Below are 20953 nucleotides of genomic sequence, written 5' to 3'. Positions count from 1 at the left end.
CTCGTCACCCGGTCGGCTGGAGCCAGTAGATGGAGACGAACGTCAGTGGTTCGCTCGGGCTGGTGTTGGTGACGATGTGGTCGGTCCCGTGCGGGATGTAGATCACGTCACCGGGGGCGACCTGCCGTTCCTCGTCCCCCACCCGGGCGCGTCCCCGGCCGCTGACGAAGATGAACGTCTCGTCGGTGTCGTGGCCGTGCGGGGTGCTGGACTCGTCGGGCCGGATGGAGCACAGGGTGCTGTTCCACGGCGGGGTGACGACGCCTTCCCAGGGATAGAGCTGTCGGATGTCGCAGCCGTTCTTGCGGATCAGTTCGTCGCCGGCGGTGGTCTTGACGTACATGCGGATCCTTTCACCCGGTGTTTCCGGAAGGGGGAGGGATTCGTGCCTGGTCGCGGGAGTGCGGTGCCTGTGCCGTTCCGGTCACCCCAGGGCGAACAGGCGCTCGACGGTGTCGGGCTCGAACGATTCGGCGGGCACGTGGAACGGGCCCTGGAAGGTGGCGAGCCGTGACCCGGCCAGCACCGGGTCGGTGGGCCACACTTCGGCGTACGCCTTGCGGCGGGCCCGGCCCCGAGCGGTGAAGGTCATGTTCATCGTGGTGCGTACCGACCCGGAGATCTCCAGGCGGCGCATGCGCTCCTTGCGCTCCTCGGCGTAGGGGGCGAAGATCTTTTCGTCCCATGTGCCGGCGGAGCGCAGGCAGTCCCGGACCATGCGCGCGTCGCGGAGGGCGATGGACAGGCCCTGTCCGATCACCGGGTCGGACCAGCCTGCGGCGTCTCCGAGCAGCACCGCGCCGGGCACGGCGGGCCTGTCGGCCCATGCGTCGTTCATGGGATAGAACGCGCAGGTGGCAGCGGGGGTGGCCGTCGCGAACATCTCGCTGCCAGGGATGCAGTCGAGCCGGAATGCCTGCAGGAACTCGGCGTGGCGGTTCGGTCCGGCGAAGCGGCCCTTCTGCGAGACGTCGTGCAGGAGGTACAGGCGGGCGCGGCCGCCCTCCCTCGGGAAGACGAAGTAGAGCAGGTCGTTCTCGGTACCGATGGAGGTGACGTTGACCGGCCAGTCGTGCAGGTCCTCGACCAGCATTCCTCCGCCGAGGGAGTTCGGCGGGGTCTGCGTCAGGCCGATGCCCAGCTGACGGCGCACCGTGGACATCCTGCCGTCCGCCCCGGCGATCAGCCGGCAGGCCACCTCGTGTTCCATGTCGTTGTGCTCGTACCGGACCGTCGGACCGGGCCCCGCGGTCACCAGGACGTCGCCGATGCCGCGCACGACCCTGACGCCCTTCTCCTCGGCGGCGGCGGAAAGCGCCTCGCAGGCCGCGGGGTGCCCGACGTCGAGTACTCCCCGAATTCCGGGGAGCATCTCGTCCAGTCGCAATGCCCTGGATATCGCGGTTTCCGGATCCACTATCTCATCGAATCCGATGAACCGGTCGACATACGTCCCGCCGGCTTTCAGGATGCATTCTTCGAGATCCAGCGCGATGACCTCTTCCACTCCCCAGCAGTTGATGACCTCGCCGCGAACCTTGTCACGGTAGGTGGTCTGCCGTTCGAGGAGCATCACTTCATATCCGTCACCGGCCAGGGCTGCCGCCAACGCGGATCCGGCTATCCCACCGCCGACCACGACCACGTCGAAGCGTTCGGTCTCCGCCATCAATCCTCCTGTACACCTTAATGAGGGCATGCCTGACAGGGCTGACAGGAACTTCAGCCAGAGGGCTGTCCGGGTGGTGACGGATTAGATCTTCGCCATTGCCGCCGACTTGCACGAGAGGCGTATGTGACATTTCCCGTCCACTTTGGGTCAGGAGACGCACCCTTGGGGAAGTGCCACCGCATGCGGTTTCGTTCGGAAGTGCAAAAGAATTTACGGTAAAGGCGTCGCGCATTGCCCGCCGGTCGTGTCGCAGGGCCGGCGGCGGCCATGATGTCAGTCTGGCCTCCGCCGTACGCCGCCGACAACGCCGACTTGCTCAAGTGGCGCGGGCAGGACAACGGGTGCGGCGCCGGCGTCCTCACCTCACGGCAGAAGGCCGTGCAGGGCGAGGTCCCACATCCTTTCGAGCTGCTGCACCGCGTCAGGGTCGCGAGCGGCCTGGAGGGAGGCGCGTACGCGCATCTCGGCTGCGAGCAGGAGGCAGGCAGCGAGGTAGGTCACCGCGTCGATCCGGGTGCCGGCGCGCAACTGGCCCGTGCGCTGGGCCCGGCGCGCCAGCTCCCCCACGGTCGGCAGCCAGCAGGCCGCCCAGCTGAAGCCACTGTCCGGACGCTCCCTGTTCAGGCGTGCGGACGATCGCACGATCGGGTCGTCCTGCAGGAGACGGGTCAGCGAGAGGGTCAGCTCGACTATCCGTTCGAGGGCGGGACCCTGGGGTCCGGTGAAGGGCTCGACCGCGCGCCGGACGGCCGCACACCCGTCCGCCTGGACGGCGTCGGCCAGTTCGCTCTTCCCCCGGAAATGGAAGGTGAGCGCACCGGTGGTGGCGCCCGCCACTTTGCACACCTGCACCAGGGACGTGCCGGCGTACCCGTGCCGGTCGAACTCCGAGGCGGCTGCCAGCACCAGGGCCTGCCGTGTTCGCGTTGCTCTTTCCTGCATGTGTGCTCCGGGGCGCTGTGTGGTTGCCTGGCGACCGCCGCGCCGAGGGGGCCCGTCGCACGCGAGGGCCCACCTCGACCTGCGCAAGGGTGGCCCTGCCGACACGGAGACTCGCCGTCACGGTGGCGCGGTCAGCGGTTCGGTGTCGGCACGGCTCCTTGAAGGATCTTGTCGTAGGACACCCCAGCGTCGCCGCCACACGGCTGTTTCTTCAAGTCCAACCTTCCCTCGGGCAAAGCCGAGTTGGCCTGTTCCGGTTCGCGTTCGCCACTCTGGTCCCCGCTTCCAGGAGTTTGTCCCGCACCGCAATGTCCGATTCCCGACTCGTCAAAAACATAGTTGAGTCAATTATTCTTGCTCACCCTGAGAGAAGGGAGCAGCATGTCCTCGCCCCATCCGTCCCTCGTCGGCACGACCACTGACGCCAAGCGCCTGTTCGACTTCACGAACACCGTCTTCGCTCACTTGCAACGCGCCGATCAGCGGCGCTGGGGGTACGCCTACCTTCTCGGGCTTCTGACGGTCCCGGGCAAGAAGAGCGTCCAGCGCCTGGCCTCGGCCGTCACGGCGTCCCCGACGGCGTTCCAGTCGCTGCAGCAGTTCGTCAACTCCAGCCCCTGGGAGTGGCAGCCGGTCCGCCAGGAACTGGCACGCTGGACCGGGGCGCGGCTGTCCCCGACCGTGTGGACCGTCGCCTCGACGGTCACGCCGAAGCGGGGGGAACACTCGTGCGGGGTGCACCGGCGCTTCGTGCCCCGGCTGGGACAGCACGTCAACTGCCAGATGGCGGTCGGGCTGTTCCTGTCGAACGGTTCGACAGCGGTGCCGGTGGACTGGCGTCTTCATCTTCCCGACCGCTGGATGGACCCCCACCTGCGCCGGCGGACCCGGATCCCCCATGACGCCCGGGCGCTGCCGGCCTGGGCCGACGCCTTCGAGATGGCGGACCGGCTGCGGCGGTGTCCCGGCGTGGCGCCGGCCCCCCTCGTGGCGGACATGAGCGACAGCGGATCGACCATGGACCTGGCGCGTGTGCTGTCACGTCAGCGGAACGAGTTCGTCGTCGCGGTGCCGTCCGCGCTGCCCGTCACGACTGTCGGCCCGCCCGGCCGGAAACCGGTGCGGCCACCGGCCACGAACGGCGACCGTACGCTCGTGCTCCCACCCCCGGCGCGGGCGGAGCTGGACGCCCGCGGCGCCCTCCGGCAGCGGCAGCGGGAAGGCGGCGGACTCGACTGCCTGGTCCGCCTGTCCGCGGCCGGCACGCGGGGGCAGGGTGTCCACCGCCTGTTCATCGACCAGCGCCGCCCTCACCGGTTCTGGCTCACCAACATGGTGCACCACCGGGTCGGTGAACTCTCCCTCATGACCGAGCACCTCAGCAGTGCCACGGCAGCCGTTCACGAACTGGAGCAGGATCTCGGACTGCTGGACTTCGAGGGCCGCTCCTACCCGGGCTGGCACCATTACATGACCTTGGTGTCCGCGGCCCACGCCTACCGCAGACTCGGCGGCAGACCCCTCTCCTCCCACCGGGTGCTGCACTCCATGCCGGCCTGAGAGCTCGCCCCCCGCTGCCCCGTACCGGTGGCCGCGCGCCTGCGGCGCACGGCCCCGCTCCGCTCACCGCACGCGGTCCGTCAGATCGCGCCCACCCCGCCGTCGACGGCCACAGCGGCCCCCGTCACGAACGAAGCCAGGTCGCTGCACAGCCAGGCGGCGGCCTCGGCCACCTCCTCCGGCAGGGCGAGCCGCCGCTGGACGGCCCGCGCGTGGGCCGCGTCCTCCGACGGCATGAACTGCATCGCGGCCTTCATCAAAGGCGTTCTGGTACTTCCCACCACCAGGGCGTTGACGCGGATCCCCTTGCTGCCGTAGTCCGCCGCCGCGGCCTTGGTCAGGCCGAGCACCGCGTGCTTGGCCGCGACGTACGGCGCCACCGCACCGGTGGCGAACTGCCCGGCGGTACTGGATGTGTTCACGATCGCCCCGCCCCGCCCCTGCTCCAGCATGACCGGTATCTGCTGGCGCAGGCAGTTCCAGACACCGCGGACGTTGACGTCCATGATGTGGTCGTACATCGCGTCGGGCACCTCGTGGACGGCGAACCCCGCCGTGCCCCACCCCGCGTTGTTGAACGCCGCGTCGAGACCGCCGAAACACCGCACGGTCTCGGCGACGGCATGCCTCACGTCCGCGCTCGACGTCACGTCCCCGGCCACCGCGAGAGCCCGTGCCCCGTCGGCGGTGAGTTCGTCGACGAGTCTTCGCAACGGCTCCTGTTTGCGCGCCATCAGCACGACCTGGGCGCCCCTCCTCGCGAAGAGGCGGGCGGCAGCGGCCCCGATACCGCTGGAAGCACCCGAAATCATGATCGTCTTGCCTGTGAGCACGGCAGCCCCCCGTGAAATGAATGTCGGAGCGAGCAGCGGAGACATCGCTTCGCACACAGTGACACGAGATCGGTGCTTCCCGGCCCGGCCGGCTCCGACCGATGTCCATCTTTTCGGCCATTTCGGGGACAAGGCAGACCGCGTCGCCCAACGGCACGACTCTTGCGTCAAAACCGCGCCGTTCACCGCGAAGTGTAACGACTCTCATCCATTTCGATCTTGCTCAGGGCGGCCGGGGTGGCGACAGCCGGAAGCAGGCACAGCCACATGTCCCGCACACGCTGGGGCAGGTCCCGCCGCTCCGTCTCCAGGTGCGCGTGCATCTGCGCCCCGGTGCAGGCGTTGACGATCAGCCGCGCCAGCGCCTCGGCGTCCACGGCCGTACGCATCTCACGCCGGCGCCGGGCCTCGAAGAGGCTTTCCAGCAGCACCTCGGTCCACTGCTGGTGCGAGTTCTGCTCCCCGTTCATGAAGAACTCCTGGTCCATCACCAAACGCGCCCCCGCCAGCAGGAAGACGTCGTCCACGACCAGGTGGGCCCAGCCGAGGGTGACGTCCACCGCGAACTGGAGTCCGTCCGACCTGAGTTCCTCCAGCACGGGACGCACCCGCTCGGGCTGCTGCTGGACGATCTCCCGTGCGAGTTCCTCCTTGTTCCTGAAGTGGAAGTACACCGCCCCCAGCGTCACCCCGGCCCGATCCGTGATCGCCGTCAGGGTCGTCGCGAAGAAGCCCTGCTCGGCAAAGACCTCGGCGGCCGCACGCAGGAGTTCAGCACGCGTGCGCTGCGCCCTCGCCTGCTGCGGAGCCGACCTCTTGCCGCCGACCTGCCTCATATGCACCCCAGTTGACCTCTCGACAAGAAACATAATCGTATTTATTTTTATCCTCGAATGTTTCACAGAGGAGACACGGCACGAGCAATGATCTTTCAGAAAGGATCACATGTCCCTCGGTAGTGTGGCTCCACTCCCCTCCGACCTCCACCGATACGTCGGCAAGACGGATCTGGGCGAGGTGCTCGTCGACGGACTGGTCGCGAAGGCCGACGACACGCATGTCGTGACCGCGCGCTGGCCAGGGGTCCACCGCTTCTACACCCCTGACCCGGATATGTACTCGCCTCACATCCTCACCGAAAGCATCAGACAGTCCCTGGCCCTGTTGTCCAGAACGGCCTTTGACATCCCCGCGTCCAGCCGCATGGGCTGGGAGGCGTTCGAACTGTCCGTGGTACCCGGTTCCCTGCGCACCGAAGCGCAGGACGCGCGGGTGCGCCTCGCCATCACCCACTCCGGGGTCACACGGCGCAAGCTGGGATCCGTCCGGCTCAGCGCCTCCGTCGAGGCGACCCGCGGCGAGCTCCGTCTCGGATCGGCCCAGGTGACCTACAGTGCGCACCCACCCGCCATCTACGACCGCCTGCGAGGCCCCTACGCCGACCCGCACGCGGCGATGTCGCGTCTGCTCCCCCCTCCGCCGCCCGTCGCGGCCGCCCCGACCGGGTGCCGCCGGCCCCAGGACGTCGTCCTCGCCGCGGCGGAGACCCCCCGCACCTGGCTGCTCCGGACCGACACCGGTCACCCGGTGCTCTTCGACCATCCGCACGATCACGTGCCCGGCATGGTGCTGCTGGAGGCATGCGGCCAGGCCGCCAGAGCCACCGTCCATCCGTCACCCGCCCTGCCCACCGGCTTCAGCGTCAGGTTCCTGCGCTACGTGGAGTTCGACCAGCCGTGTCGCATCGTCGCGACCAGCCGTGAGGCCAGCGCCTGCGGCCGGCACACCGTCGAGGTCGTCGGCGTGCAGAACGACCGGACGGTGTTCACCTCCAGCGTCATGACCCAGCCCTTTCCCACCCGGCTCCGGCCGGAGCCCGCACCGGCCCAACTGCACTGATCACGAGCACCGCCGGCACCCGGGCGTGTCGATCACGGCGAAGACCTCCGTGCGGTGGGAGCCGTCCAGGAGCCCACCGCACGGAGGTCTTCCTCACACCAGGAGTACGGTCCCGGGGTTCGCAAGCGCTGCGCCACCGGTGGACGCGGAACCCGTCGGCGAAGCCCTGCCCCGCCGGGCTCTGCCCCGCCGGCGCCGGTCACCCACCGGATCGGCCCTGTTCGCGCGGCCGGGCACGTGACCTTCGCCGCCGCAAGACCGATACTGCTGACGGCAGCACCGTTTCCGCCCCCCTCATCCGGTCGCACGGAAGAGCCGGCGTTCCGCCGGCGAAGTCAGTACCAGTCAGGAGACACCCGTGAAGATGCTCATCAACGTGGCGGAGACGGTCGTCGCGGACGCGCTGCGGGGCATGGCCGCCGCTCACCCCGAGCTGACCGTGGATGTCGAGAACCGGGTGATCGCACGGCGGGACGCACCGGTGGCCGGGAAAGTGGGGCTCGTCTCCGGTGGCGGATCGGGGCACGAGCCGCTGCACGGCGGGTTCGTGGGCCCCGGGATGCTGTCCGCGGCCTGTCCCGGCGAGGTGTTCACCAGCCCGGTGCCGGACCAGATGGTGCGGGCCGCCGCGGCCGTGGACAGCGGCGCCGGTGTGCTGTTCGTCGTGAAGAACTACACCGGTGACGTGCTCAACTTCGACATGGCGGCGGAGCTCGCCGAGGACGAGGGCATCCAGATCGCCAAGGTGCTCGTCGACGACGACGTGGCCGTCACCGACAGCCTCTACACCGCGGGCCGCCGCGGCACCGGCGCCACGCTGTTCGTGGAGAAGATCGCGGGCGCCGCGGCCGAGGAGGGCCGCCCGCTGGAACGGGTCGAGGCACTGGCCCGCCAGGTCAACGGGAGCTCGCGCAGTTTCGGGGTCGCACTGGGTGCCTGCAGCACGCCCGCCAAGGGCAGTCCCACCTTCGACCTGCCGCCCGGGGAGCTGGAGCTGGGCGTCGGGATCCACGGCGAGCCGGGCCGGGAACGGCGCGCGATGATGACCTCGCGCGAGATCGCCGACTTCTCGGTGAACGCGATCCTGGAGGACATGGACCCACGCGGCCCCGTCCTGCTCCTGGTGAACGGCATGGGAGCCACCCCGCTGCTCGAACTGTACGGGTTCAGCGCCGAGGTGCAGCGGGTGCTGGCCGACCGCGGCGTCCCGGTGGCCCGCACCCTCGTCGGGAACTACGTCACCTCGCTCGACATGGCGGGCGCCTCGGTGACCCTGTGCCGGATCGACGAGGAGCTGCTGCGGCTGTGGGACGCGCCGGTGCGTACGGCGGGCCTGCGCTGGGGCATGTGAGGGCCGCTCCCCTCCCCTGATCGACGGGCCGGCCCACGTCTGCCTGATCGGTCGGGTAACTGGTCAGTACCCCCCGACACGCAAGGAGATCCAGTGCTCGACGCCGACTTCTTCCGCCGCTGGATGGCGGCGACCGCCGTCTCCGTGGAACGCGGGGCGGAACGGCTCACCGCCCTCGACTCGCCGATCGGCGACGCCGACCACGGCAGCAATCTGCAGCGCGGCTTCCGGGCCGTGGTGGCCGTCCTGGAGAAGGAGGCACCGGGCACCCCGGGAGCCGTCCTGACGCTCGCCGGACGTCAGCTGATCTCGACGGTGGGCGGCGCGTCCGGACCTCTGTACGGGACTCTGCTGCGCCGCACCGGCAAGGCGCTCGGCGACGCGGCCGAGGTCGGCGAGCAGGACCTCGCCGAGGCGCTGCGCACCGGCGTGGACGCGGTGATGCAGCTCGGCGGGGCGGCGCCCGGCGACAAGACGATGATCGACGCGCTCGTGCCGGCCGTCGCCGCGCTCGGTGACTCCTTCGCCGCGGCACGCGCCGCCGCCGAGGAGGGTGCTCTGGCGACCACGCCGCTGCGGGCGCGCAAGGGCAGGGCGAGTTATCTGGGCGAGCGCAGCGTCGGACACCAGGATCCGGGGGCGGCGTCCTCGGCGCTCCTGATCGCGGCGCTCACGGAGGCGGCCGGTGAGTGACGTGGCGGAGGGCGTGCCGGGGGCGGGCGCGGAGGACGGCGCGAAGCTCGTGGGCATCGTGCTCGTGTCGCACAGCGCGGCGGTGGCCGCCTCGGTCGCCGAGCTGGCGACGGGCCTCGCGGGCGGCGGTGCGACCGTCCCGGTGGCCCCGGCGGGCGGCGACGGGGACGGCGGTCTCGGCACCAGCTCCGAGCTGGTCTCCGCCGCGGCCGCCGCCGTGGACCGCGGCGCCGGTGTCGCCGTGCTCACCGACCTCGGCAGCGCGGTCCTCACCGTGAAAGCCCTGCTGGCGGAGGGTGACGAGCTTCCGCCGGACACCCGTCTGGTGGACGCGCCGTTCGTCGAGGGCGCGGTGGCCGCGGTCGTCACGGCGTCCGCGGGGGCGGACCTGGCGGCGGTGGAGGCGGCCGCCGCCGACGCGTACACGTACCGGAAGGTGTGAGGCGGGCCGCCGGCGAGCCGTGGGCTCAGCCGCGCCCGACGAACGCGCGGGCGAGCCGTTCCCCCTGCGCGGCGGCGGCCCGGCGGCTCTCGACGGGTGCGGCGGCGGACCCCTTGAACAGGATGTAGGTGACCCCCGACGCCGTCCCGCCGCCCCGCGGGTCGGGGTGGACACCGAGGTCGCGGGCCAGGGCGTACGACGCCTCCCCGATGATGTCCTCGGGGCCGACGTCGCCGACGACCGCGTACCGGACGCGGTCGCGGTGGACGACGGCGGCGACCGTGCCGCGGCGGACGCCGTGCTCGCGGTGGTTCCAGCGGTGGCTCGGTGCGGGCACGACGACGTACGGCAGCCGCTCGGCGCTCAGCTGGCGTCCGTCGGACTGCTGGTAGGCGGTGGTGTCGTGGAAGAGCGGGTCGGTCTGCGCGTTGCACCACCGGCCCGGCCTGCCGTCGCAGTCGACGTCCAGGTCGGCCTTCCAGTAGACGGCGTTCCGCCTGCCGCAGACGTCGATGTCCGCGGGCTTCCCGACGTCGCTGCGGAAGGGCGCCCGGGAGACGGGGGCGCAGTCGCGCACCGCGGCCAGGAGGTCCGCGGCCCGGACGGCCCCCGCGGCCTGTCCGCGCCGGGCGTCCGGGGCGTTCCGCGGGTCCCGCCCGCGCCACGGGCCCGGTACGGTCCCCGGCTTCCGGCCGGGCCGGGTGAGCGGGGTGTGCCGCGGGCCGAGTCCGGAGGACACGGTCAGGGTGTTCCCCGGGGCCCGTCCGTGCCGTGTGACCGGGACGGCTTCCGTGCGGGAGAGGTCCACCTGCCCCGGGAGGTCTGCCGCGTCCGCGTCCGGAGCGTCCCGCGGGCCGGCGTCGGGGCCGGAGGCGGGGCGCTCGTGCGCGGCCTCCGGCGGGGCCGCGCCGTGGAGCGCGGCGGGAGCGATCAGCGCGGCGCCGACCGCGACCAGCATCAGCGACCGGACTCGCACGATGGGCCCCTTCTGAGCGGGAACTGACGGACGGACACCGACGAGCGGCGGGTACCGACGAACACTCAGCCCAATCTGACGGGGGTCCGTCCGCGCGTCCACCGCTGGGGGGCCGTCCGGTGCACGCCCGGTGGTGCGCCGTCGGCGGCGCGGGATCGGCGACGACAGCGTTCCGCGCCGTCGGCATGAACTCCACTGCGACACAGGCGAGTTCAGCCGTTCCGAGGATCAGCATACGTAACGCGCGGTCGACACCGCGAACGGCGGCCCTCTTGAAGCGACCGCACCCGCGGCGTCACTATTGGTCCGGACCAATCCCGTCGAGGGAGGGCAGGACCGTGCGACCCGTTTTCCTGCGAACCGCCGTGGCCGGGAGTGCGCTGCTCGCCCTGGTGTCCTGCGTGTCCTGCGGCTCCGGCGGACAGGGCGCGGACGGGGACGGCCGCCCGCCCGGGGCCCCGGCCGGTGTCACCGCGGCGGCGGGCAGCGCGACCAGCGTGCACGTCATGTGGAACCGGGCTTCCGGAAGACCCGGGGTCGCCCGCTACGAGGTGTACCGCGGCGCCACGAAGGTGAAAGAAGTGCCCGGCTCGCAGCACATGGTCGACGTGACCCGGCTCAGGCCGTCGACCGGTTACGCCTTCTCCGTACGGGCACGGGGCACCGACGGCCGGCTCGGTCCGCCCAGCGAGCCGGTACGGGCCACCACGCCCGCCGCGGCCGCCGCCGACGTGGAGGCCCCGAGCCGTCCGGGGCGCCCGAGCGGGAAGGCGGCCGGAAACCGGGCCGCGCAGCTGTCCTGGGTCCGGTCCACGGACGACCGGGGCGTGGCCTCGTACGACGTCCACCAGGGCGCCACGAAGATCCACAGTGTGGGCGGGGCGCAGACGGCGACCGTGGTCACCGGGTTGCGGCCGGGCACGCGCTACACCTTCACGGTCCGGGCACGTGACGCGGCGGACAACGTCTCGCCCGCGAGCGGGACCGTCCGGATCACCACCCCGGGCGGCTCCGGCGACGGGAAGGGCACGGCCGCCGGGCCGGGCATGGCGCCCACCGCGTTCCGTGCCGCGACCCACCGCGAGGACGGGGCCCACTACCTCGACCTGTCCTGGACGCCGCCCCCGGTGGACGGCGTGATCACGGAGTACCAGATCCAGCTCGACCGCGAACCGGTCACCTCGCTGGTCTGGGGGGCGCCGCCGCCCCGCGGCAGGGCGGAGTACAGCTTCTACGTGGGACGGGAGTCCGGGCTCACCCAGCGGGTACGGATACGGGCGAAGCTGCCGGACGGGACCTGGGGCGCCTTCTCGGCGGAGCGGACGGTGACGACCGCGGGGAAAACCGGCTGAGGACGGGGATGTTCACCTGCACGGTCCCGGTCCGCGTGCGGAAACGGCGGCCGTCGTCTTGGCTCGGTGCGAAGGCAGCACGGGCGTTCCCGACCCTCGGCGGTTCATGGGATGTACCGCCACCGTGCCGTCGGAGGGCAGTCCTATGCGTATGCGTATCACTCAGACACTCGTCCGCTCCGGCCCGGCCGTGGCGGCCGCCGCGCTGCCGCTGGCCCTCGCCGCCGGTGCGCCCGGCGTGGCCGCGGCGGCCACGGGGATCGACGTGACCACCAGCGGCACGACCGTCCAGGTGACCACCACCGCGTGCGTCACCCGGGCCGGCGGATCGATGGGCGACGCCTCCCTGCTCTCCGCCGGACAGACGAACTTCGCCCAGGGGCGCCAGGCGGCCCTGTCAGGGAACGGCGGCAGCCAGTCCGCCGCCTGGTCGAACGTCGCCTCCGGCACCTACACCGTCGTCGTGGTCTGCGCCGACGGTTCGACGGCGGGCACCCAGTCCGTCACGGTCTCCCCCGTCACGACCCCCACGATCTCCGCGACCACGGCCCCGAGCACGGCGACCGCGACCGCGTCGCCGTCGTCGTCGCCGTCGCGCGGGGTGATGGGCGGCATGGGCAGCACCACGAAGGACTACGGCGGTGTCACCTACGCGGCGGGCGGGTTCCTGGTGGCCGCCGGTGTCGGGGCCACGGTCTGGGTCCTGCGCCGGCGCTCCAGGCCGGACCGGCTGTGATCACGGCGGCGATCCGGTTGTGATCACGGCGGCGGTCCGACGCCCCGGTCGGCACCGTCCTCGGCCGCGAGCCCCTCGAACTCCGCCAGCGCATGCGTGAGCCAGCCCGTCCAGAAGGTCTCCAGGTCGATCCCGGTCCGCAGGACGAGGTGCTGGAGCCGGTCCGCGGGGGCCTCCTTGCCCGGCGGGAAGTCCCGCTCCCGGGTCGCCTCGTACTCCGCCAGCCGCCTCCGGTGCAGGCCGGGATGGCGGCGCAGGTCCTCCTCGGTCCCCGCGGTGCCGACCACCGCCGCCGCCCGCAGCCGCCGCGTGTCGCGCGGCGGCCTGGGGTGTCCCGGGGCGCGGCGGTCCAGCGGGCCAGTCGGACTCCTCGCCGGGCTACCGCCGCACTCCTGTGACGACGTTCGCGCACAGCTCCTCCGACACCTCGTGGCGAGGCGTCAGTCCGGCGTCCGCGAAGATCCCGACGGCGAGGTCCGCCTGCCGCTCGCTCGTCTCGACGAGCAGTCCCCCGCCGGGGGCCAGCCACCGCGGCGCCTCGGCCGCCACGCGGCGCAGCACGTCCAGTCCGTCCCCTCCCCCGTCGAGGGCGACGAGCGGTTCGTGGTCGCGCGCCTCCGGGGGCAGCAGTCCCACCTCCCCGGTGGGGACGTACGGCACGTTCGCGGCCAGCACCCCGACACGTCCCCGCAGCCCGCCCGGCAGCGCCTCGAAGAGGTCCCCCCGGTGGACCCGGCCCCGCACGCCGAGGTTCCGCCGGGCGCACCGCACGGCGACGGGGTCGATGTCGGCGGCGTGCAGTTCCGCGCCGGGCAGGGAGGCGGCCAGCGCGGCCCCCACCGCACCGGACCCGCAGCACAGGTCCACGACGACCGGGGCCGCGGGAGCGAGGGCGAGGGCCCGCCGGACCAGGAACTCGGTGCGCCGGCGCGGCACGAAGACACCGGGTTCCACCGCGATCCGCAGACCGCTGAAACCGGCCCAGCCCAGCACGTGCTCAAGGGGCCGGCCCGCGGCACGGCGGTCCACCATGGCGGCGAGTTCGGCCGGGGTGCGGGCCGTGGACAGGAGCAGCCGCGCCTCGTCCTCGGCGAAGACGCAGCCCGCGGACCGGAGCGTGGTGACGACCTGGGAGTAAGAAGGTGGCATGGAAGCCGAGAGCCTTTCGGGAAGCCGAAGGGCGCCCTCCAGGCCGGCAGGGCCTAGGTCACCTGATGCCCGTGAGGGCCTGAGGCGGGAGCACCCGAGCTGACACAGCGGTGATGGGGCTCACCTCCTCGGTCCGTCGCGGCTGGGCGGTCCTCAGCCGGACGGCAACAGTACACGGCCGCGGGCGCGGGCCGCCCTCCCGCCTCCCGCGCGCCGTCCGCGCACCGCGGGCACCACGCCCGCGCCGGCCCCGGGACGGTGCGGGCCCACCGGTGGCCGCACCGTGCGACGAACGGCACGCGGGAGGGCGGGCCCGGGGGCGTGCCCGGCCGGCCGTGGCCGCCCTCCCACCGGCTGCCGACCGCGGCCGGCGGACGGCAGCGGCGGGCCGACGGCCTCGGTCGGCAGTCGGCAGTCGGCAGTCGGCCACGGTCGGCGAGGACTACGGGCGACGGCGACGGACGGCAGTTGCGGACGGCGGACTGCAGGCGGCAGACGACTGCGGTCGGCAGACGGCGGGCGTGTCCGCCGCCCGTCAGTCCCGGACCGGTGTCCCTCAGCCGACGGCCAGCCGCTCCGGTACCCGCACCGACAGGAACGTCGTCCTGCGCCGCAGCCGGAACCCCAGCGACTCGTAGAGCCGCACGGCCGTGGCGTTGTCGGCTCCGGTGTGCAGGAACGGGGTCTCGCCCCGGGCACGGATGCCGTCGGCGACCGCCAGCGTCAGCCGGGTGGCCAGGCCCTCGCCCCGGAACGCGGGATCGGTGCAGACCGCGCTGATCTCGGTCCAGCCCGGCGGGTGGAGCCGCTCCCCCGCCATGGCGACCAGGACACCGTCCCGGCGTATCCCCAGATACGTGCCGAGCTCGACCGTGCGCGGCAGGAACGGTCCCGGCCTGGTGCGCCCGACCAGATCGAGCATCTCCGGCACGTCGGCGGGACCGAGCGGTACCGCCTCCGGGTCCGGCGCGGTGGCCAGGCCGCCGTCGCCGCCGTCGCCGCCGTCCACGAACTGCACACCGTCCACCCGCCACGCCACCTCCCAGCCCTCCGGGACCTCGCCGCGGAAGGCGGGCACCGCCACCTCGGCGCCCGGTCCCGCGAGCACCGCGGCGTCCGCCCAGTCACCGGCGTCCGGCTCGTCGGGCAGGGCCAGCCAGGGCGACACGTCGACGGGGTAGCGCAGCACACGTCCGCGGCGTTCGGCGAAACGGGCGTGCGGGCCGGTCAGCGAGGTCAACCCCGGGTTGTCCAGGGGGTGGCGGGCGGCGCTCATGCGGCGACCTCGATGACGATCTTGCCGCGGGCATGGCCCTCCTCGACGGCACGCAGTGCCTGCGCGGCCTGTTCGAGGGGGAAGGTCCGTGTGACCAGGGGGTCCAGCCGGCCGTCGACGACGAGCCGGGCCACCTCGTCGAGCACCGCGGCGGTACGGGCCCGTACGACGGGCGAGCCGCCGAGGCCGGTCACGATGTCCTTGCCGCCCGCGGTGATCAGCTTCGTGCGGTCCGCCACCAGCCCGGCCGCGGCCTCCAGCACCTCGCCCCCGACCAGGTCGTACACCGCGTCCACACCGCCCCGCGCCACCGCCCGGACGCCCGCGGCGAAGTCCCGGCCGGAGGGCACGTGCACGGCGCCGAGCGACTCGACCAGGTCCTTCTTCCCGGCGCTCGCTACGCCGACGACGTTCAGGCCGTCCGCACGGGCGATCTGCAGGACCGCGACACCCACGCCACCGCCCGCGCCCGTGACCAGCAGCGTCGCGCCGGCCGGCAGGTCCAGCTGACGCACCCCGTCGTAGGCGGTGGCCGCCGCGACGGGCAGGGCGGCCGCGTCGGTGAAGGAGATCGCGGCGGGCTTGTGCGCGGTCACCGCCACGGGGAACAGCGTGTACTGGGCGTAGCCGCCGGACACGGGGCTGCCGAAGACCTCGTCCCCGACCTCGAACCCCGTGACGCCCTCGCCGATCTCCTCGACGACGCCGGCGGCCTCGCTGCCGAGGACGGCGGGCAGCTCGTGCGGCGCCTGGCCGGGCCGCCGGTAGCCGGCGCGCTGCTTCCAGTCGACGGGGTTGACACCCGCCGCCCGGACGGCGACCAGCAACTGGCCCGGGCCGGGGGACGGCCGGTCCCGTTCGACCAGCGCCTCGGTCTCCGGGCCGCCGTACTGGGTGAAGACGTACGCCTTGGGCATCGCTGCGTCACTCTCCTTCGCGCCGGGTCTCCGCACGCCGACGGGGCACCGTCCGGCGGCTACTCTCGCCAAGGAAGATCGCGGGTGCCGCTATTCCCGGAACCGTCCCGGACCGCCGAGTTTTCATACGGCGGCAATGCTCCCCGGAGGGGGGCCGGCGGCCGGCCCGGTACCGTGGAGGGCGTACCCGACGATCAAGGGCCGCCACCCGGCCGGCCCGGAGGCACCGCCCGCATGAACGTGAACGTGACCCGATGAGCGTGACCCGATGAGCGTGACCCGAGGCTTCGCGGGGCGTCCGCGCGTCCGCAACGACGGGCTGCCGCCCGGGCAGTACGACGCCGGCGACGACTGGCCCGTCCTGTCCGCGGAGGTCACGCCGGAACTGGCGCCGGCGCAGTGGACGCTGACCGTCGACGGCCTGGTCGCCGAACCCCGCACCTGGACCTGGGACGAGGCGCACGCGCTGCCGCCGTCGGCCTACGAGGGCGACATCCACTGTGTGACGAGCTGGTCGAAGTTCGGGGTGCGCTTCGGCGGCGTGTCGCTCGACGCGTTCCTGGAGCTCGTCCGCCCGGCCCCGGAGGCCACCCACGCGGTCGCCTACTCGCACACGGGCTACACCACGAACCTGCCGCTCGCGGATCTGACGGGCGGGCGCGCCTGGATCGTCTGGGAGTACGGGGACGGGCCGCTGCCCGCCGAGCACGGCGGTCCGGCGCGGCTGCTCGTGCCGCACCTGTACTTCTGGAAGAGCGCCAAGTGGATCGCGGGCATCCGCCTCCTCGACCACGACGAGCCGGGCTTCTGGGAGCAGAACGGCTACCACCACCGCGGCAACCCCTGGGAGGAGCAGCGGTACTCCGGTGACTGACACCCCGACGCCCCCGGCGGGCGCAGGCCCCGCGGCCTGGACGCCTCCGACGCGGTTCGCCGTGCCCGGCCGGATCGCCGTGAGCAACCGTGCCGCAGCCACCTGGCAGCGCGCCGTCCTCACCGACATCCGCCGGGAGACACCGCGCGCGGCGACCTTCCGGTTCGCCGTGCCGCGCTGGGCGGGCCATCTGCCCGGCCAGCACCTGATGCTCCGGCTGCGCGCGCCGGACGGCTACGTCGCCCAGCGGCACTATTCGATCGCGTCGCCCCCCGACGACCTCGGACACGTCGAGCTGACCCTCGACCACGTCGACGGCGGCGAGGTGTCCGGCTGGTTCCACACGGTCGCGAAACCCGGTGACGAGGTCGAGCTGCGCGGACCGCTCAGCGGCTTCTTCGCCTGGCCCGGCGACCGGCCCGCCCTGCTCCTCGGCGCCGGGTCCGGTGTCGTACCGCTGATGTCGATGGTCCGCCACCACCGTGCGCGGAACCTGGCGGTGCCGCTGCGGCTGCTCGTGTCCGCGCGCGGTCCCGAGGAGCTGGTCTACGCGTCCGAGTACGGCGCCGAGACCACCGCGGTGTTCACCCGTGACGCCCCGCCGGGAGTGCCCGTGGGCCGTCTGTCGGCCGCGCAGGTGGAGCGGCTCCTGGCCGACGGGCCGGACGGCGGCTGGGAGGCGTACGTGTGCGGCTCGAACGGGTTCGCCGAGCACGCGTCACGGCTGCTGGTGGGCGCGGGCCAGCCGGTGGACCGCATCCGGATCGAACGCTTCGGCTGACCGGTGACGGTGACCGATGGCTGTGACCGGTGACGGTGACCGGTGACGGTGACCGGTCCGGAACCCCGCGGGTTCCGGACCGGAGGGGCGCCGCCGTCAGCCGGACCAGGTCCAGTCGGCGACCTCGGGCAGGTCGGTGCCGTGTTCGCGGATCCAGGTCTCGTGGCGGGTCCGCACGTCGGCCATCCGCTGCCGTACGGCGGCGGCGCGCACGGCGAGACCGGGGACGCGGTCGATGACGTCCATGACGAGGCGGTACCGGTCGAGGTCGTTGCGCACGACCATGTCGAACGGGGTGGTGGTGGTGCCCGACTCCCGGTAGCCGCGCACATGGAGGTTGCCGTGGCCGGTGCGCCGGTAGGCCAGCCGGTGGATCAGCCAGGGGTAGCCGTGGTAGGCGAAGACCACCGGCTTGTCCACGGTGAAGAGGGCGTCGTACTCGGAGTCGGCCATGCCGTCCGGGTGTTCGCCCCGCGGCATCAGCCGGGCGATGTCGACGACGTTGACGACCCGTACGGCCAGGTCGGGCAGGTGGGTGCGCAGCAGTGCGGCCGCGGCGAGGACCTCCTGGGTGGGCACGTCGCCGGCGCAGGCCAGGACCACGTCCGGTTCGCGTTCCCCGTCCTCCGTCCCGGCCCACTCCCAGATGCCCGCGCCCCGGGCGCAGTGGGCGCGGGCCTGCTCCATGGACAGCCAGTCGAAGCAGGGCTGCTTGCCGGCGACGATCACGTTCACGTGGTCGCGGCTGCGCAGGGCCCGGTCCGCGACCGCCAGCAGCGTGTTGGCGTCCGGCGGCAGGTAGACCCGTACGACCTGCGGGCTCTTGTTGAGGACGTGGTCGACGAAGCCCGGGTCCTGGTGCGAGAAGCCGTTGTGGTCCTGGCGCCAGACGTGCGAGGTGAGCAGGTAGTTGAGGGAGGCCAGCGGTGCCCGCCACGGCAGTTCCCGCGCGGTTTTGAGCCACTTGATGTGCTGGTTGACCATGGAGTCGACGATGTGCACGAACGCCTCGTACGACGAGAACAGCCCGTGCCGTCCGGTGAGGAGGTAGCCCTCCAGCCAGCCCTGGCAGAGGTGTTCGGACAGGACCTCCAGTACGCGGCCGTCGCGGACGAGGTGCTCGTCGGTGTCCTTGATCTCGGCCTGCCATGCCTTGCCCGTGGCCCCGTACAGCGCGCCGAGCCGGTTCGACTCGGTCTCGTCCGGGCCCACGACCCGGAAGTTGCGCCGCTCCGCCGTGTCGGCCATGATCCGGGCCAGCAGGTCGCCGAGGATCCGGGTGGGCTCGTGCATGCTCGCGCCGGGCTTGTCCACGGGGACGGCGAAGTCCTCCAGGCGGGGCATCGGCAGGGCGTTCAGCAGCAGACCGCCGTTGGTGTGCGGGTTCGCGCCGAGCCGGCGGGGGCCTTCGGGCACGCAGTCGAGGACCAGATCGGTGGGGCGGCCCTCGGCGTCGAAGAGTTCCTCGGGGCGGTACGAGCGCAGCCAGTCCTCCAGTTGCCGCAGGTGCTCGGGGTTGTCCCGGACACCGGACAGCGGGACCTGGTGGGAGCGCCACGTCCCCTCGACCGGGTCGCCGTCCACCTCGGCGGGGCCGGTCCAGCCCTTGGGCGTGCGCAGGACGACGACGGGCCAGCGGGGGCGTTCGTACGTCCCGGTCCGGCCCTTCCCGCCGGTGCGGGCCTCCCGCTGGATACGGGCGATGCGGTCCAGCGCCAGGTCCATCGCCCGGGCCAGTTCCCGGTGCACGCGGCGGGGGTCGTCGCCGGACACGTGGAGGGGCTCGTGGCCGTAGCCGCGCAGGAGGTCGTCGAGTTCGGCGCGCGGCAGCCGGGCGAGCACGGTGGGGTTGGCGATCTTGTAGCCGTTGAGGTGCAGGACCGGCAGGACGGCGCCGTCGTGGACCGGGTCGAGGAACTTGTTGGAGTGCCAGGAGCCGGCGAGCGGTCCCGTCTCGGCCTCGCCGTCCCCGATCACGCAGGTGACCAGCAGGTCCGGGTTGTCGAAGGCCGCACCGTACGCGTGGGCGAGCGAGTAGCCCAGCTCGCCGCCCTCGTGGAGGGAGCCCGGGGTCTCGGGGGCGACGTGGCTGGGGACCCCGCCGGGGAAGGAGAACTGCCGGAAGAGGCGCTCCATGCCGGCGGCGTCCCGGGTGATGTCCGGGTAGGTCTGCGTGTAGCTGCCCTCCAGCCAGGAGTTGGCGAGGACGGCGGGGCCGCCGTGGCCGGGTCCCCACACGCAGATCGCGTCGAGGTCGCGCTCGGCGATGACACGGTTGAGGTGGGTGTGCACCAGGTTGAGGCCGGGCGAGGTGCCCCAGTGGCCGAGCAGCCGGGGCTTGATGTGCTCGGGCCGCAGGGGCTCGGTCAGCAGCGGGTTGCCGAGGAGGTAGATCTGACCGACGGCCAGGTAGTTCGCGGCGCGCCAGTGTGCGTCGAGCGCTGCCGTGCGGTCCTTGGCCATGAGGAGGACTCCTGTTCCGGTTCCGGGGGATTCCGAGGGGGTGAGGACACGGGTTCCACACGGGGCGCCGATCAGTCGTCGCGGCACGCGCACGCCCGTCGTACGGGGTCGTACGGGCGGCCCGTGCGGGGTCGTGCGGGGTCGTGACGGCGCTCGCACCGCAAGCCTTTCGGACGGAGGCGGCGAACCGGCCCCCGAAGGGGTCCGTTCGGCCTCCGCGGGGCACACGGACGGCGTACGACCGCGAGGACGCGGGCGGAAGAGGGGCCGGGACGGCCGGCGGGGCGGCCGTGAGGGGCGAGGAGGCAGGACAATGCGCACGAGGGAGAAGCGGACGCGGGAGATGGTGCTGAGGCAGCGGCACAATCCGCTGCGCCGCCGCTCGGACGTGGTGGAGGCGTGGACCGCCCTGGTCGTCGCCGTGGTGCTGTGCGCGGGCGCGCCGCTGGCCGGGCTCGCCGTGGGCTGGTGGGCGTACGACGGGGCGCGCGGGACGGCGGCCGTGCAGCGGGCCGAACGCCACCAGGTGCGCGCCGAGGTCGTCGAACGCGGACCCGGCTCCGCGCCGGGCGCCGAGGGGGACCGGCGGCCGGTCCAGCGGGTGGTCGTCCGCTGGAGCGGGCCGGACGGGCGGGAGCACACCGGTACGACCCGGGTCGCCGCCGGAACCCGGGTCGGCGACCACACCCACGTCTGGCTGGACGGGCGGGACAGGATCGTGCCCGCCCCGACGAGCGGCACGGTGGTGTGGCAGCACGCGCTGGTGGTGGGCGCCTGCGGTGCCGTACTGGCCGCGGTCGGCGTACTGGCCCTGCACACCCTGGTGCGCCGGGTGGCCGCACGCCGGCGGCTGGCCGAATGGGAACGGGCCTGGGCCCGCACGGGACCGGAATGGACCCGGCACCGGGCCTGACGACCGGACCGCCGGCGCAACCGCGCGCGCCGCATCGGGAGACGAACCCGCCTGCGGCGGCGCGGAGTCGGCCCTCCGTCGCGCGGGCCGGCGGGAGCGGGCAGGCGGGAAGGGCCGGGAGACG

The 20953-nt window shown here is 72.9% G+C and carries 20 protein-coding genes and 1 pseudogene; 10 read left to right on the top strand and 11 right to left on the bottom strand.

The genetic code is table 11. From position 1 onward, the window contains the following. Window positions 1–4 precede the first annotated feature (4 nt). The 3 genes from KM933_RS32625 to KM933_RS32615 form a co-directional block, all read right to left on the bottom strand. The gene (locus tag KM933_RS32625) at window positions 5–343 is read right to left on the bottom strand and encodes a cupin domain-containing protein (protein WP_221359108.1); all 339 of its coding nucleotides are present in this window, start codon (window positions 341–343) and stop codon (window positions 5–7) included. Window positions 344–424: 81 nt separating this feature from the next. Continuing rightward, on the bottom strand, window positions 425–1669 hold the full coding sequence (locus KM933_RS32620; RefSeq protein WP_221359106.1) for an FAD-dependent oxidoreductase: 1245 nt from the start codon (window positions 1667–1669) through the stop codon (window positions 425–427). A gap of 366 nt (window positions 1670–2035) precedes the next feature. Beyond that, window positions 2036–2614 (bottom strand): TetR/AcrR family transcriptional regulator, encoded by a 579-nt coding sequence (locus KM933_RS32615; protein ID WP_221359104.1) that lies wholly within the window; start codon window positions 2612–2614, stop codon window positions 2036–2038. A gap of 381 nt (window positions 2615–2995) precedes the next feature. Between KM933_RS32615 and KM933_RS32610 the strand changes: the two genes are divergently transcribed. Continuing rightward, entirely contained in the window at window positions 2996–4174 is a 1179-nt protein-coding gene (locus KM933_RS32610; RefSeq protein ID WP_221359102.1) for an IS701 family transposase, read from the top strand. A gap of 80 nt (window positions 4175–4254) precedes the next feature. Here the strand turns inward: KM933_RS32610 and KM933_RS32605 are convergent, their stop codons facing one another. Both KM933_RS32605 and KM933_RS32600 read right to left on the bottom strand, forming a co-directional pair. Next, window positions 4255–5007, bottom strand: coding sequence for an SDR family NAD(P)-dependent oxidoreductase (locus KM933_RS32605; RefSeq protein ID WP_308013616.1), 753 nt, complete (start codon window positions 5005–5007; stop codon window positions 4255–4257). 182 nt (window positions 5008–5189) lie between these two features. Continuing rightward, a complete protein-coding gene (locus KM933_RS32600) occupies window positions 5190–5843 on the bottom strand; it encodes a ScbR family autoregulator-binding transcription factor (RefSeq protein ID WP_221359098.1) in 654 nt (217 codons plus the stop codon). Between the two features lie 109 nt (window positions 5844–5952). Between KM933_RS32600 and KM933_RS32595 the strand changes: the two genes are divergently transcribed. The 4 genes from KM933_RS32595 (at window position 5953) to KM933_RS32580 (ending at window position 9392) form a co-directional block, all read left to right on the top strand. Further along, the gene (locus KM933_RS32595; protein ID WP_221359097.1) at window positions 5953–6906 is read left to right on the top strand and encodes a ScbA/BarX family gamma-butyrolactone biosynthesis protein; all 954 of its coding nucleotides are present in this window, start codon (window positions 5953–5955) and stop codon (window positions 6904–6906) included. A 358-nt stretch (window positions 6907–7264) separates the two neighbouring features. After that, window positions 7265–8257 carry a dihydroxyacetone kinase subunit DhaK gene (gene dhaK / locus KM933_RS32590; protein ID WP_221359095.1) on the top strand — a complete coding sequence of 331 codons (993 nt, stop codon included), beginning with the start codon at window positions 7265–7267 and terminating at the stop codon, window positions 8255–8257. Window positions 8258–8350: 93 nt separating this feature from the next. After that, window positions 8351–8950, top strand: a complete 600-nt coding sequence (dhaL, locus tag KM933_RS32585) for a dihydroxyacetone kinase subunit DhaL (RefSeq protein WP_221359093.1) — start codon at window positions 8351–8353, stop codon at window positions 8948–8950. A gap of 1 nt (window position 8951) precedes the next feature. Further along, on the top strand, window positions 8952–9392 hold the full coding sequence (locus KM933_RS32580) for a PTS sugar transporter subunit IIA domain-containing protein (RefSeq protein ID WP_488269388.1): 441 nt from the start codon (window positions 8952–8954) through the stop codon (window positions 9390–9392). Between the two features lie 25 nt (window positions 9393–9417). Here KM933_RS32580 and KM933_RS40410 read toward each other — a convergent pair whose 3' ends face one another. Next, window positions 9418–10368: a glycoside hydrolase family 75 protein gene (locus tag KM933_RS40410; RefSeq protein WP_308013614.1), complete on the bottom strand. Its 951-nt coding sequence runs from the start codon at window positions 10366–10368 to the stop codon at window positions 9418–9420. A 338-nt stretch (window positions 10369–10706) separates the two neighbouring features. Between KM933_RS40410 and KM933_RS32570 the strand changes: the two genes are divergently transcribed. Together KM933_RS32570 and KM933_RS32565 are read left to right on the top strand one after the other, a co-directional pair. Then, on the top strand, window positions 10707–11720 hold the full coding sequence (locus KM933_RS32570; RefSeq protein ID WP_430727399.1) for a fibronectin type III domain-containing protein: 1014 nt from the start codon (window positions 10707–10709) through the stop codon (window positions 11718–11720). Window positions 11721–11871: 151 nt separating this feature from the next. Beyond that, the gene (locus KM933_RS32565; RefSeq protein ID WP_221359090.1) at window positions 11872–12456 is read left to right on the top strand and encodes a hypothetical protein; all 585 of its coding nucleotides are present in this window, start codon (window positions 11872–11874) and stop codon (window positions 12454–12456) included. 23 nt (window positions 12457–12479) lie between these two features. Here the strand turns inward: KM933_RS32565 and KM933_RS32560 are convergent. From KM933_RS32560 to KM933_RS32545, 4 genes and pseudogenes are all read right to left on the bottom strand, one after another. Next, a pseudogene (locus tag KM933_RS32560) lies at window positions 12480–12817 on the bottom strand (virulence activator alpha C-terminal domain-containing protein); the annotation flags it as partial. Between the two features lie 17 nt (window positions 12818–12834). Further along, window positions 12835–13605: a putative protein N(5)-glutamine methyltransferase gene (locus tag KM933_RS32555; protein ID WP_221359088.1), complete on the bottom strand. Its 771-nt coding sequence runs from the start codon at window positions 13603–13605 to the stop codon at window positions 12835–12837. A gap of 556 nt (window positions 13606–14161) precedes the next feature. Then, complete coding sequence (locus KM933_RS32550; RefSeq protein WP_221359086.1) at window positions 14162–14881, bottom strand: GNAT family N-acetyltransferase; 720 nt, start codon at window positions 14879–14881, stop codon at window positions 14162–14164. After that, complete coding sequence (locus KM933_RS32545) at window positions 14878–15798, bottom strand: quinone oxidoreductase family protein (protein WP_221359084.1); 921 nt, start codon at window positions 15796–15798, stop codon at window positions 14878–14880. Before KM933_RS32545 ends, KM933_RS32550 begins: the two co-directional genes overlap by 4 nt. A gap of 268 nt (window positions 15799–16066) precedes the next feature. Here KM933_RS32545 and KM933_RS32540 point away from each other — a divergent pair, with 268 nt between their 5' ends. Both KM933_RS32540 and KM933_RS32535 read left to right on the top strand, forming a co-directional pair. Continuing rightward, window positions 16067–16672, top strand: a complete 606-nt coding sequence (locus tag KM933_RS32540; protein ID WP_221359082.1) for a sulfite oxidase-like oxidoreductase — start codon at window positions 16067–16069, stop codon at window positions 16670–16672. After that, a complete protein-coding gene (locus KM933_RS32535; protein ID WP_221359080.1) occupies window positions 16665–17453 on the top strand; it encodes a ferredoxin reductase in 789 nt (262 codons plus the stop codon). The genes KM933_RS32540 and KM933_RS32535 overlap by 8 nt, the downstream gene beginning before the upstream one ends. Before the next feature lie 96 nt (window positions 17454–17549). Here KM933_RS32535 and KM933_RS32530 read toward each other — a convergent pair whose 3' ends face one another. Further along, window positions 17550–19916, bottom strand: a complete 2367-nt coding sequence (locus tag KM933_RS32530) for a phosphoketolase family protein (RefSeq protein WP_221359079.1) — start codon at window positions 19914–19916, stop codon at window positions 17550–17552. A gap of 313 nt (window positions 19917–20229) precedes the next feature. On the opposite strand from KM933_RS32530, the gene KM933_RS32525 reads away from it, so the two are divergent. Continuing rightward, on the top strand, window positions 20230–20829 hold the full coding sequence (locus KM933_RS32525; RefSeq protein ID WP_260334492.1) for an Rv1733c family protein: 600 nt from the start codon (window positions 20230–20232) through the stop codon (window positions 20827–20829). Window positions 20830–20953: the final 124 nt, after the last annotated feature.

This window comes from Streptomyces beigongshangae, from assembly GCF_019710745.1.
GTDB lineage: Bacteria > Actinomycetota > Actinomycetes > Streptomycetales > Streptomycetaceae > Streptomyces > Streptomyces beigongshangae.
Note: the sequence above shows the minus strand (reverse complement) of the source record. Positions and strands in the feature narration are given on the sequence as shown.